The following is a 12,690-nucleotide window of genomic DNA, read 5'->3' on the forward strand; positions in this document are numbered from 1 at the left end:
GATTCTATGCCAGCGCGCCGCTCGTGCCCGCGGCTTGTCCCCGACCGCTCCGTTGTCGGCAGTGGCCGGTACTGTCGTCCCGGAGCACGGCGCGGGTCGGTGCTGGAACATCGGGAGAATGTGATGGCGGAGGACGCGGTCGTCTGCGTGTCCGTCGCACCCTGTGATCTGGCGGACGCTGAACCGCTGGGCCGCGCGTCCATCTATGTCTGGGCCCTCGACACTCCCCCGACGACGGGACTGCGGGTCTTTGTGCAGACGCCGCAGGGGCTGATGCCAGGCGTGGTCGTCGCCCTTCCTGAGCATCCGGATGTCCTGTCGCCCGACCTGGCTCCGGTCGCGCGCCTCGCGATGCTGTCCGAGATCGACGATGCCATGCACTGGCGGGAGCACTTCGGTCGCGAGGAGGCGATCCGCCGCGCCGCTGCCGAGGCCGATCGGCTCGCTCGCGCCGCGGCGTTCGAGCGGGAGTCCCGCCGACGTGCCCCGTTCGCTGCCGACCCCGACTACGTGTGGCTCTGCACGCTCGCCCGGACCGCGGGAATCGGCCTGCACCCGACGGATCCGCGCAGCAACGAGACGGTGACCGCGCCCCCCACGTCGGGAACGGCAGGGTACGCGGTGGCGGGTCGGCACGCACGCACGTGGTGGCGCGCGATGAAGCTCGCCGAGGCGTACCGATGGCCGGCGGCGGATGTGATCCGGCTCCGGGAGATCGCCGACCACTGGTTCCTGCTGCGCGACCGGCCGCTGTGAGCGACGTCCGGGTGCATGAACCGCGGAGCGTGTCGGTCTGCCCCGGTTCCGACTCAACGCCGACCGGCGGGCGGACACGAGAATAGGTCTGTGTCGCGAATGTAGGACGACGCTGGGCCAGCCGTCCTACATTCGCAACGGAGCCCTAGTTTCAGCACGTAGCTCCCTCGTGCACCCGAGACGCCGTTGCGGCTGCCGCCCTGGACCGAGGCCTATCATCGTGCGCATGACAGACCCCGTCAGGCCTCCCGAGGGAAACGTCTACTACTTGTTCCCCGAGTGGTTTGGAGGTGAGCGCGTGCCGGAAACACTCAGCCCAGAGTTGAAGGCCCGGTTCGCGCAGTGGAATCAGGTGTGGGAGAACGACCTGAATCCGATGACCGAGATCCGCTGGTCCACGGCGGAGATGGGGTGAGAATGGATCGCCGAAGGTGACGAACTCGTGCGCCTCATCCAAGCGGAGCTCGGCGACGGCGTGAAGGTCATCGAACGCTTCCACATCTACGCCCCCGAGCCCTGATCTGCGCGTAGCTCACTCTGTGGGGCGCTCATGTCAGGCGTGCAATCGAGTCTCGTGCTCCCAGCGCTGTGCAGTCATCGCGGTGCTCCCGACGGCACGGCAATCGAAATGTCGATCGCCTCCACGACGTTGTCCGCGCGCCGCGTCACCACCGCCTCCGCCCGGCCGCCACGCCACACGTTGCGTTCCGGAACGGTATCCGGGCCATACAGCGGCGGCGCGGTGACTGACTCCGACGGAATCTCGATGCGCCAGTGGACTCGGCCGTCAGCGCCCGACGATTCCGACCGCGTCAGGGTTCCACGAATCGCACCACACCCGATGTGCATCGACGTGCAGAGTAGGAAGATGCTCGTCGGCTCGTCCTGCTCGTCAAGGACCACTTCGATCCACCAGAGCTCGTCGAAGATGATGTCCCGTGCCCGCGCACGCGCCGGTTCGCCCACGGGATCGAACACAAGATGCGCACCGCCGGTCGCGTCGATCGCCGCTTGGGTCTCCGCTGTTGCGATCTCGGGGCCACCCGGGTTGTCCACGACATAGGTGCCGGAGATCGGTTTCATCGCAGCTCCTCGCTCCCCTGTGCCGTCGGTATGCCGTCCGAGTATTGTCCTGCCTCTGCGACCCGATGCCTACCTGGCAGGGCAGGAGAACCAGGCGCACGGAGACCAAAAGTGTGGGCAAAAAGCTGGGCAGAACTCGTTCAGCAGACATGACGAAGGCCCCACCTCCCCAGTGTTTTATAGGGGAGGCGGGGCCTTCGAACTTGAGCCGACTACGGGACTTGAACCCGTAACCGCCCGATTACAAGTCGGGTGCGCTACCAATTGCGCCAAGTCGGCGGGTGCGACCAGCCTATCGGCTCATCGCGACCGGTGTCATCCGGCGGGGGTGGTCTCGGTCGGCGGAGTGGTCTCGGTCGCCGGAGTGGCCTCCGTCGCGGGCGTGGCCTCCGGTGCCGGAGTGGGCTCCGGAGTCGGCGTCACCGTGGCGGACGGCGACGGGCTCGCGGTCTCGAAGTAGGCCTTCGACTCGGCGGCCATCACTGCCTGCAGCAGCTCGGCGGGCTGATCGAGCGAGCCGACGTACGGAACGCCGTTGATCAGCACGAGGGGCAGCTCGCCGATCGCGGCCTTCGTGCCGGGCAGCGGGCCCTCGACAGCACGCTCCGTCGCGGACTTGACCCAGGGCTCGTACGTCGCGTTCGCGATGCAGGTACGCAGGCCGTCCTGGTTCGCGATGCCGAGCGCGATGGCGAGGTCGGCGAGATCCTCATCGGTGGGACCGTCGTCGTCGAGACCAGGCTGCTTGAGCATGAGCTCGTAGCTGTACGCGAAGAAGAGGTCCGGGGCGTAGCTGGCCACGCAGGCCGCCGCGCCCGAAGCCCGCAGCGAGTACTTGGTGCCGTTCGACTTGTGCGCGAGGGTGGCGAGTGGGTGATAGCTCAGCGTGATCGCGCCGTCGCTGACCAGCTGCGCCAGCTGGCGGGCGTTCGCGGTCTGGAACGTGGCGGCCTTCGCGTCGAGGTAGTCGGAGTAGATGACCACCGAGACGGGAGCGGTGGTCGGAGCAGCGGTGGACGGGGCCGACGTGGGCGTGAGGGTTCCGTTGCCGGCAGAGGTCGGCAGGTTCACCGCAGAGGCGCCGATCTGGACGCCGTCATCGACGACGTTCGCAGGAACAGGAGCCGGCTTCGTCGCCGCGCTGCTGACGACAAGCGTGACGGCAACGATGATCGCCGCGACGACAGCGAGAGCGAGAACGATGAGGATCGACACGCGCACCGCGCGCCATCGCTTCTGGGCAGCCTGCACCCGCTGGGCCTTGGCACGTACGGCCTGCCGCTGCTCGGTGCTCTCCAGCTCGCTGTGATCGTCGTTCGTCATGAAGTCTCCGCTTCCTCGCCCGGTCAGGACCCGGGTCCGTCGCCGTGGCGACAACCAAACGATGGTACCCACCCACACTGAGAAATGCCCAGACGGGGGTGCGGGAGGAGCGCCACCGTACATGAGTAAACATGTGGTGACCGGGGCATGAGCGATCGGTGACAACGGCATCGTGGATCAAATCGTGCGTTATCACGACGCGCGTGCCATACTGAACGCGACCCGACGACGGGTCACGGCGGCTCACCCCCGTCGCTCATTCACAACGGATCGTCCGGCACGTACCTGCCGGTGAAGGAGAAGAACAGAATGGCGTCTGTAACTTTCGACCAGGCCACTCGTCTGTACCCGGGGGGCACACGTCCCGCCGTCGACAAGCTCAACCTCGAAGTCGGTGACGGTGAGTTCCTCGTCCTCGTCGGCCCGTCGGGTTGTGGTAAGTCCACCTCGCTGCGAATGCTCGCCGGCCTCGAAGAGGTCAACGCCGGCCGCATTCTCATCGGCGACCGCGACGTCACGGACGTCCCGCCGAAGGACCGCGACATCGCGATGGTGTTCCAGAACTACGCTCTGTACCCGCACATGACCGTCGCCGAGAACATGGGCTTCGCCCTGAAGATCGCCGGCGTCAGCAAGGACGAGCGCGCCAAGCGCGTTGAGGAGGCTGCCAAGCTCCTCGACCTCACCGACTACCTGAACCGCAAGCCGAAGGCCCTCTCGGGTGGTCAGCGTCAGCGTGTCGCCATGGGTCGCGCCATCGTGCGTCAGCCCCAGGTGTTCCTCATGGACGAGCCGCTGTCGAACCTCGACGCCAAGCTCCGCGTCCAGACCCGTACCCAGATCGCGTCGCTGCAGCGTCGCCTGGGCGTCACCACCGTCTACGTCACGCACGACCAGACCGAGGCTCTGACCATGGGTGACCGCATCGCGGTCCTCAAGGACGGCCTCCTCCAGCAGGTCGGCACGCCGCGTGACCTGTACGAGCGTCCCTCGAACGAGTTCGTCGCCGGCTTCATCGGCTCGCCGGCCATGAACCTGTTCACCAGCGACATCACCGACGGTGGCATCGTCTGGGGCGACGAGATCGTTCCGGTCGAGCGCGAGGTTCTCGCCAAGGCCAACGGCAAGCAGGTCCGCGTGGGCATCCGTCCCGAGGACCTCGTCCTCGGCTCCGCCACCGACAAGGGCCTCAAGGTCCAGGTCGACCTCGTCGAGGAGCTGGGTGCCGACGGTTACCTCTACGGTCGCGCGAACGCGAACGGCGCTGCCGAGCACGACATCGTCGCTCGCGTCGACGGCCGCAAGCACCCGTTCGCGGGCGACACCGTCACGCTGGCCGCCGTTCCGGGCCACGTGCACGTGTTCGACGCCGAGACCGGCGAGCGCCTCACCGAGAAGGCCATCGCTTCGGCCTGATAATCGAAGTACCGCACCGATGCGGCGCGGTGGAGAAATCCACCGCGCCGCATCGGCGTTTCACCCCGGCGAAAGGGAGCCCGTGTCCGAAGCCCTCACCATCACGGCCAGCACGGTCGATCCCGGATTGCTGGAGCTGCCCTGGTCCACCTCGCTCGCCACCTGGCCGAGCTCGGCGATCGTGTCCCTTCCCAAGGGCCTTTCCCGCCACCTGGTGCGCTTCGCCAACCTCTCCGGTCGCGTCATCGCGGTGAAGGAGACCACCGAGGCGATGGCGCGGCGCGAGTATGAGATGCTCGGAAACCTGCACCGTCTCGCGGTGCCGTGTGTCGAACGTGTCGCCGTGATCGCCGGACGCACCGATGACGACGGAAACCCGCTCCCCGCTGCACTCGTCACGGCACACCTGCGCTTCTCGATGCCGTATCGCGCGCTCTTCACACAGGTCCTCCGCCCCGACACGGCCGGTCGTCTCGTCGACGCTCTCGCCGTCCTGCTCGTCCGCCTGCACAACATCGGCTTCTTCTGGGGCGATGTCTCGCTGTCCAACACGCTGTTCCGTCGCGACGCCGGCGCCTTCGCCGCCTACCTGGTCGACGCCGAGACCGGCGAACTCCACGAGGGCGGTCTCACCGAGGGGCAGCGCAACCACGACCTGGACGTCGCGCGCACCAACATCGCCGGCGAGATCATGGACCTCGCCGCCGGTGGACGCCTCGAACGCGGCGTGGACGCCGTCGATATCGCCGACCGGATCGTGTCCTCGTACCGCTCGCTGTGGGATGCGCTCACGGTCGAGGAGTCGTTCGGCGCGAACGAGACCTGGCGACTCACCGAGCGGGTACAGCGACTCAACGCACTGGGGTTCGACATCGACGAGATGGCCATCCAGACCGCCGCCAACGGGTCCCGTGTGGTCATCCAGCCGAAAGTCGTGGACGCCGGGCACCATCAGCGCCGCCTCATCCGTCTGACGGGTCTGGACGTGGAGGAGAACCAGGCCCGCCGCCTGCTCAACGATCTCGACGAGTTCCGCGCACGCGTGAGCCGCGTCGGCTCCGACGAGGAGATGGCGGCACACGAGTGGCTCACGCGGGTGTTCGAGCCCGTGATCAAGGCAATTCCGTACGATCTGCGGGCCAAGCTCGAGCCGGCCGAGGTGTATCACCAGGTGTTGGAGCACCGCTGGTACATGTCGCAGGCACGCGGCCAGGCGGTACCGCTGGCCGAGGTGCTCTCCAGCTACATCAAGGACGTGCTGCGCCACCGCCGCGACGAGGCCACCATCATGGGTCCGCCGACGGAGACACTGGCGATGCCGGTGATCACGTCCTCCGGATCCGTCGTCGATGACGACGAGGACGAGGGCGTCGACTGGCGCGACCTGGTCTGACGCCTTGGTCTCCGATACTGCTGCGTCCCGGCGCGGGGTGGGCCGGTGGCGAGACCCCGAGGGTCGGCGCTCTCACTTTCGGCGCTGACTCGACGCCTGAGCTGCACCAACGCAGAGCCGCGCCTCCGCCTCAGGGCCCGACGTATCGTCCCTGCGGACGCAGACGCATCGGTGCACGCTGATACTCATCGGCGATGTGCGCGATCCACCCGACCACGCGGCCGATTCCGAACAGCACCACACCCGCGTCATCACGCAGACCGCCGGCGAGCACGAGCGCCGCCAGCGCGAGGTCGATGTTCGGGTGCAGTCCGACGCGGTCGTACACGGCGGTACGCAGCTCCGCGACAGCGTTGAGAACCGAGCCGTCAGAGTCCAGCACGGCGACGTCCTCCAGGAGTGCGACGGCACGCGGGTCCGGTCCGCGGTAGATGCGGTGTCCGAACCCGGGCACCCCGGCTCGCGAGCTCGCAGCCGTTCGCATCGCTCTCGACGGCGACTCCCCCGCATGCACCCGCCGCAGAAGTGCGACGGCGTCGCGGCTCACCGTGCCATGCAGCGGCGAATCGAAGGCCGCCAACGCCGCCAACACGCTGGAGTACGCCGATCCGCGAGCACTGGCGGCCACGCGCGCGGCAAGCGTGGATACCGCGAGGTCGTGATCCACGGCCAGCGCCAGCGCGCGATCCACGACGCGCACCAGCGTCGGATCCGACGTGCCGTCATGGACCAACGCCGCAGCAAGGATCTCGGCAACCGATGGGGCCCTGTCGTCGGGAACGGAGTCACCGACGACTCGCGGCAGCACCGCGAGCAGACGCTCCCCGGCGCGAAACGCTGCCTCCGGCGTGGCGACGGCGTCTGCCGCACCCGCTCGCGCCCCCAGCGCCAGCACCGCCGCCTGCAGCCTCGCCAGCGAGTCCTCACCGGGCACGGCGGACGCCAACTGCTCAGCTGCCGCCAGCGCATCCGGCTCGACGGCGAACGCGCCATCGGCGTCGTCGGGTCGCCCCCAGATCCACCGTGCGATCCGCTCGAAGGACCACTCGCGTGTCAGTTCGAGGGCATCGCGGCCGCGGAAGTACAGATTCCCGTCTTCGATCAGGGCGATATCGGTATCGAGCACCATCAGCGGTGAACCCGGAACCACGCCGACGGGCTCCGCGCGTCGGCGTGAACGGGCGAACCGTTCGATCTCCAGCGCGTCGAAGCGCGAACCGTGTGCCGTTCGCACGCTGACCAGCAGACCGCGCGAGACGTATGCATAGAGGCTGGCGGGCTTGACGCCGAGACGCGCGGCTGCTTCTGCGGTGGTGAGCTGAGGCAGGTCGTCCATGTTGATCGAATCAATAGTGCTCCTCCGCTGGTCACGGAACAAGCTGAGGCGACACACCAGCAGAGGAGAGAATCATGCGAATCGATCGAATGGACGACACCCTCATCGAGGTGCCCCGCGGCTTGACGAATGTGGCCGTGACCGACACGTCGATCAGCCGAGTGGACGGCAACGCGGGGCGGTACCAGTACCGTCAGCACGACGCCGCGGTACTCGCGCGAACGGTCTCGTTCGAAGACGCCTGGTTCCACCTGGTGCACGGGAACCTTCCCGATACCGCAGAGAGCGCCGACTGGAGCGCCGCACTGTCGGCAGCCCAGCAGGATCCCGCCGTGACTGACGTGCTCGCGGCGCTGCCGCCCGTCGACGCGGCGGCACGTCTCACGGCGGCCTGGCCTCTGGCAGCTGCGGCGTGTGGCTTCGGCGCGCTCTACGATCTGGCCGCTGACGAGCGGACACGCCAGACGGTGGCCCTGGCGGCGATCACCCCGGTCATCATCGCCGGATCCGCGGACGACGATCGTGGTTTCGTCGCGCGCTACCTGCGTGCCGTCGGCGGATCGAGCCCCTCCGACGCTCAGGTCTCGGCCTTGTCCGCGTATCTGGTGGCCGCGATGGACCACGGATTCAACGCCTCGACCTTCACGGCGCGCGTGATAGCCTCCACCGGTGCAAGTGCGGCCGCGTGCTTCGCCGGTGCCATCGGCTCCCTCACCGGCCCGCTGCACGGGGGCGCGCCGGCACGCGCGCTGGAGGCGCTCGACGAAATCGGAGACGGCGATGACGCCCGCACCGAACGGCTCCTGCGCGAGAAGGTCGCCGCCGGAGAGCGCCTCATGGGGTTCGGACATCCCGTGTATCGAACGGTCGACCCGCGCTCGGAACTACTGAAGGAGGTCGCCCTCGGCCTCGGCGGGGCGCGCGTCGAGCAGGCGCTGCGATTCGAAGCCGTCGCCGAGCGTGTGCTCGCCGAACTCAAGCCGGGACGCGCGCTGCATATCAATCTCGAGTTCTATGCCGCCGTGGTGATGGAGGCGTGCGGCGTGCCGCGTGAGATGTTCACGCCCACGTTCGCCGTGGCACGCGCCGCGGGTTGGAGCGCGCACATCCTCGAGCAGGCCGCGGAGTCGAAGATCATCCGACCCTCCGCGCGCTACGTCGGTCCCGAACTCGCCTGAGAAACGTCGAAGGGCCGCTCCCTGTGGAGCGGCCCCTCGATCCGTCTCGGCTCAGTAGCCGACCGTGAAGCGCTCCGCGACGTACTTGCGGTTCTCGATCTCGTCCACGACCGCGATCGCGAAGTCCTCGCCGCCGATCTTCGACTCGCCGTTCTCATCCACGACGATGACGTCGCCACCGATGCGGTACGAACCGGTGCGCTCACCGGGAGCCCACGAGCCGTAGCTGCCGGCCGGGTGGACGAAGAACCACTCGTTGGCTTCACCGCGCTCGCGCAGGTCATCCAGCACGCCGCCGATCTCGGTGGCCTCGGGAAGGATCTCGGGCGGGAAGCCCTCATCCATCACGCGCGGGCCGCCCGGGGCGACGAGGGATGAACCGGCACCGCCGATGACACCGACGCGCACCGATGCGGGAAGCAGCTCGACGGTCTCCCGGATACCGGAGCGCGTCTTGCCCTCCATGCCGCCGCGAGGAGACACGGCGAAAACGACGACGTCGACATCGCCGATCGCGTCCACGAGCGCCTGCGGCTGCTCGATGCTGCCGGTCTGGTACGCCACGCCCTCGAGCGGCTCAGTGGGAGCCGAACGGGAGAACGAGGTGACCTGGTGACCGCGAGCTACGGCCTCTGCGGCGATGTGGCTGCCGGAGTAACCGGTGCCACCGATGACGGCGATGCGTGCCATGGGGAATCCTTTCGTCGATCCGAGGACTCCAACGCGACCTCGACGCCGATTCATTCCCCGTTCGGCATATCCTCAGAATTCGCGCGGGCAGGAGGACGCAGTTGCCGCAGCCAGTGCTCGGTCTGCGCCGCGTGCGCCACCGCGGCCGCGGCCGCTGACGGAGCGTCACGGCGGGCGATCGCATCGAGAATCGCGCGGTGGCCCTCGTTGGAGAGCCGCTTGATCTCCGCCGCCGATGCGCTTTCGAAGATCCGGTACGAGCGCGACCGCGAGCGCAGCACACCGAGCATCGCCTCCACGGCCGGGACGCCCGCGATCTCGGCGATCCGCATGTGGAAGCTGTGATCCAGCAGGGAGTGGACGTTGTCGTCGTCGCTGCCTTCCATCTGCTCGAGATAGCCGCTCAGCTCGTCGATGTCGGAGGGTACGTGTCGGGCGGCCGCGAGCGACGCGGCGTGCGCGTCGAGCACCTTCCGCAACTCATACAGTTCGATGACGGATTCCAAGGGCAACAGGCCGACCGTGAGCGTCATGCTGCTGATCACGTCGGCCGCTGTGAGAGAGCCCACATAGGTGCCGGAGCCGTGGCGTGTCTCGACCACCCCGAAGGCGGCCAGCATGCGCGTCGCCTCCCGGATCGATCCGCGCGCGACGCCGAGCCGCTCGCTCAGTTCACCTTCCGACGGGAGCCGATCTCCCGGTCGCAGCGTGCCGTCGGCGATCATCACGCGTAGGCCGCGAAGCGCGGTGTCCACGGCACCCATCCGCCACCTCCCTCTCCCCCTGTGACCCTATCGTCACACGGATTTAACAGAAGTCATCGGACAAATCTCAAAGTTTGAGCTATGTTTTCACGCATAGCCCCCGTTCAACACCGATGTTGTCCGATGACAGAAAGGCCGGCATGCCCCCTCTCCCCGACCGTCCCGCCCCGGTCATCCTCCGCTCCGGTATCGCCGCACGCGACGCCTGGCCGCTGGATCCCGAGGTCGTCCACCTCAATCACGGCTCCTTCGGTGCCGTGATGAACGAGGTCGTCGCCGTGCAGGACGCCCTGCGCCTGCGCGCCGACCGCAACCCGGTGGACTGGTTCCCGCGGGTGCCGGAACTGGTGGGACACGCGCGAGAGCGGATCGCCGGCTTCGTCGGAGCGGACCCTGCGGACACGGCCTTCGTGACCAACGCCTCCGCCGGCGCCACCGTCGTCTTCAACAGTCTCCGGCTCGAGGCGGGCGATGAGATCCTCGTGACCGATCACGGCTACGGCGCCATCACCATGGGAGCGCGCCGACTGGCGCTGCGCTGGGGTGCACGGATCGTCACCGTGGCGCTGCCGCTGGATGCTAGTGAAGAGGAGATCCTCGGGCGGTTCGATGAGGCGATCACGACGCGGACACGACTCATCGTCGTGGACCAGATCACCTCCCCCACCGCCCGCTTCTTCCCCACCCGAGCCATCACAGATCTCGCGCACCGGCACGGCGTGCGTGTCCTCGTCGACGGCGCTCACGCCCCCGGCCTCGTGCCCGACGCGGCAACGGCGGGGGGCGGCGACTGGTGGTTCGGCAACCTGCACAAGTGGCCGTGCGCCCCTCGCGGGTCGGCGCTCCTGGTGACGCAGGCACCGGATCGCGAGGACCTGTGGCCGCTGATCGACTCCTGGGGTGGCGATGACCCGTGGCCCCTGCGTTTCGACTCGCAGGGCACGGCGGATGCCACCGCATGGATCGCTGCCCCCGACGCCGTCGACGTCATCGAGCGCGAATACGGCTGGGAGCGCACGCGCGCGACCATGTCCGAGCTCGCCGACTACGGTGCCGCGGTCATCGGCGAAGCGATGAGCGAGCACATCTCGGGTCCGGCGACCCCGGACGTCGGGATGCCCGTCGCCTCGATGCGACTGGTGCGTCTTCCCGATGGCCTCGGCCGACGCCGCGAGGACGCCGATGAGCTGCGCATGCAGATGATCGACCGGGTCGGCGTGGAGACCGCGTTCACGAGTTTCGAGGGCATCGGATACCTCCGCCTCTCGGCACATCTGTACACGCTGCCCGAGGACTTCCACGGATTCATCGATCGCTGCATCCCGGTGATCCTCGAACTGGCCGCCGAACGGCGTGCCGAGGCGCTCGCCTGAGCGCCGTGACTTCTCACCTCACACAACCACAGCACCAACGAAAGGAAGCACCATGAAGCGCACACGCATGGCCGCCGTCGTCTCGGGAGGCATCGTCGCCGCCCTTGCTCTGACGGCCTGCTCCGGCGGCTCCGGCGACACATCGGATTCCGGCGAGGCCGGAGGCGACGTCACTCTCCAGATGGTCGAGAGCCTCACCAATCCCGCCCGAACCGAGCTGATCCGCGGACTGCTGGACGAATTCGAAGCCGCCAATCCCGGCGTGAAGGTCGACCTCGTCTCGCCGCCCACCGAGCAGGCCGATCAGAAGATCCAGCAGATGCTGCAGGCCGGCAACGGGATCGACGTCCTCGAGGTTCGCGATATCACCGTCGGTCCGTTCACCAACAACAAGTGGATCTACGACATGACCAGCGATCTGGAGGGCTGGGATGGCTGGGACGCCCTGACCGACAACGCGAAGAGCGCGGCGGTCACCGACGGCAAGACGTGGTTCCTGCCGTACGGCTTCTACGGTCTGTCGCTGTTCTACCGCACCGACCTGGTGAAGGACGCGGGCTTCGACGCCGCGCCGCACAGCTGGGAGGATCTGCTGGCCCAGGCCGAGAAGATTCAGGACCCGAGCAAGAACCAGTACGGCTATGCGTTCCGTGGCGGCACCAACGCCAACAGCAACGCGGTCGCGATCATCGAGGCGTACACCGCCGACCAGCTCGACGACAAGAACGCGTTCCTGCTGAAGAGCGGCAAGACGATCTTCTCCGCTCCCGAGGCTCAGGACGCGATGGATCTGTACCTCGAGCTGTTCAAGAAGGGCTCGCCGCCGTCGGCCGTCTCGTGGGGTTACCCGGAGATGGTCGAGGGCTTCACCAACGGCTCCACGGCGTTCCTGCTGCAGGACCCCGAGGTGATCGCCACCGTGCAGGCATCCACCACGCTGACAGCCGACCAGTGGTCCACCGCTCCGCTGCTGGTCGGCCCGACCGGCAAGGCGGCTCAGCCGCTCGCCACCGCCGGCTGGGGCGTCTCCGAGTCGAGCAAGCACAAGGCCGAGGCCGTCAAGCTCGTCGAGTTCCTCGCCTCGGGCGATGCCGCCGTCACCTTCGCTCAGAAGAACAGCCTGGTGCCGATCATCGCCGCGGCCTCCGATGACCCCTTCTACAAGGAGGGTCCGTGGGCCAGCTACGTGACGATGACGCAGGACCCGGACACCTACGTGAACGTCATCCAGCCGCGTGGCGTCTCCTGGTGGACCGACTGGATCCAGCGCGCCGACAAGGACATCCAGAACGTGCTGCTGGGTTCGATGACCACCTCCGACATGCTGGCGGGCTGGGACACGTACTGGACCGAGAAGCTCGCATCGGAGAAGGGCTGA

At 67.8% G+C, this 12,690-nt stretch carries 12 protein-coding genes and 1 tRNA gene; 7 read left to right on the forward strand and 6 right to left on the reverse strand.

Annotated features, from left to right (window positions below):
* The first annotated feature begins 123 nt into the window (after window positions 1–123).
* Window positions 124–756 carry a hypothetical protein gene (locus tag ABTV68_RS15530; protein ID WP_433674607.1) on the forward strand — a complete coding sequence of 211 codons (633 nt, stop codon included), beginning with the start codon at window positions 124–126 and terminating at the stop codon, window positions 754–756.
* A 226-nt stretch (window positions 757–982) separates the two neighbouring features.
* Window positions 983–1,171, forward strand: coding sequence for a hypothetical protein (locus ABTV68_RS15535; protein WP_433674608.1), 189 nt, complete (start codon window positions 983–985; stop codon window positions 1,169–1,171).
* A 179-nt stretch (window positions 1,172–1,350) separates the two neighbouring features.
* Here the strand turns inward: ABTV68_RS15535 and ABTV68_RS15540 are convergent, their stop codons facing one another.
* The 3 genes from ABTV68_RS15540 to ABTV68_RS15550 form a co-directional block, all read right to left on the reverse strand.
* Window positions 1,351–1,839: a hypothetical protein gene (locus tag ABTV68_RS15540; protein WP_433674609.1), complete on the reverse strand. Its 489-nt coding sequence runs from the start codon at window positions 1,837–1,839 to the stop codon at window positions 1,351–1,353.
* A 206-nt stretch (window positions 1,840–2,045) separates the two neighbouring features.
* A tRNA-Thr gene (locus ABTV68_RS15545) sits at window positions 2,046–2,118 on the reverse strand.
* Between the two features lie 36 nt (window positions 2,119–2,154).
* Complete coding sequence (locus ABTV68_RS15550; protein WP_433674610.1) at window positions 2,155–3,162, reverse strand: DsbA family protein; 1,008 nt, start codon at window positions 3,160–3,162, stop codon at window positions 2,155–2,157.
* A 309-nt stretch (window positions 3,163–3,471) separates the two neighbouring features.
* Here ABTV68_RS15550 and ABTV68_RS15555 point away from each other — a divergent pair, with 309 nt between their 5' ends.
* Together ABTV68_RS15555 and ABTV68_RS15560 are read left to right on the forward strand one after the other, a co-directional pair.
* Window positions 3,472–4,578: an ABC transporter ATP-binding protein gene (locus ABTV68_RS15555; RefSeq protein WP_231092177.1), complete on the forward strand. Its 1,107-nt coding sequence runs from the start codon at window positions 3,472–3,474 to the stop codon at window positions 4,576–4,578.
* Between the two features lie 82 nt (window positions 4,579–4,660).
* Window positions 4,661–5,971 (forward strand): DUF4032 domain-containing protein, encoded by a 1,311-nt coding sequence (locus ABTV68_RS15560; protein ID WP_433674611.1) that lies wholly within the window; start codon window positions 4,661–4,663, stop codon window positions 5,969–5,971.
* Window positions 5,972–6,101: 130 nt separating this feature from the next.
* On the opposite strand, the gene ABTV68_RS15565 is transcribed toward ABTV68_RS15560, so the two are convergent.
* Window positions 6,102–7,307, reverse strand: coding sequence for a citrate synthase (locus ABTV68_RS15565; RefSeq protein ID WP_433674612.1), 1,206 nt, complete (start codon window positions 7,305–7,307; stop codon window positions 6,102–6,104).
* A gap of 74 nt (window positions 7,308–7,381) precedes the next feature.
* Between ABTV68_RS15565 and ABTV68_RS15570 the strand changes: the two genes are divergently transcribed.
* Entirely contained in the window at window positions 7,382–8,485 is a 1,104-nt protein-coding gene (locus tag ABTV68_RS15570) for a citrate/2-methylcitrate synthase (RefSeq protein WP_433674613.1), read from the forward strand.
* A 51-nt stretch (window positions 8,486–8,536) separates the two neighbouring features.
* Here ABTV68_RS15570 and ABTV68_RS15575 read toward each other — a convergent pair whose 3' ends face one another.
* A complete protein-coding gene (locus ABTV68_RS15575; RefSeq protein WP_433674614.1) occupies window positions 8,537–9,175 on the reverse strand; it encodes an NAD(P)-dependent oxidoreductase in 639 nt (212 codons plus the stop codon).
* A gap of 50 nt (window positions 9,176–9,225) precedes the next feature.
* Window positions 9,226–9,900 (reverse strand): FadR/GntR family transcriptional regulator, encoded by a 675-nt coding sequence (locus ABTV68_RS15580; protein ID WP_433677627.1) that lies wholly within the window; start codon window positions 9,898–9,900, stop codon window positions 9,226–9,228.
* Between the two features lie 179 nt (window positions 9,901–10,079).
* Between ABTV68_RS15580 and ABTV68_RS15585 the strand changes: the two genes are divergently transcribed.
* Window positions 10,080–11,312 (forward strand): aminotransferase class V-fold PLP-dependent enzyme, encoded by a 1,233-nt coding sequence (locus ABTV68_RS15585; protein WP_433674615.1) that lies wholly within the window; start codon window positions 10,080–10,082, stop codon window positions 11,310–11,312.
* 52 nt (window positions 11,313–11,364) lie between these two features.
* Window positions 11,365–12,690, forward strand: a complete 1,326-nt coding sequence (locus ABTV68_RS15590) for an ABC transporter substrate-binding protein (protein WP_433674616.1) — start codon at window positions 11,365–11,367, stop codon at window positions 12,688–12,690.

Source organism: Microbacterium gorillae (assembly GCF_050990725.1).
GTDB lineage: Bacteria > Actinomycetota > Actinomycetes > Actinomycetales > Microbacteriaceae > Microbacterium > Microbacterium gorillae_A.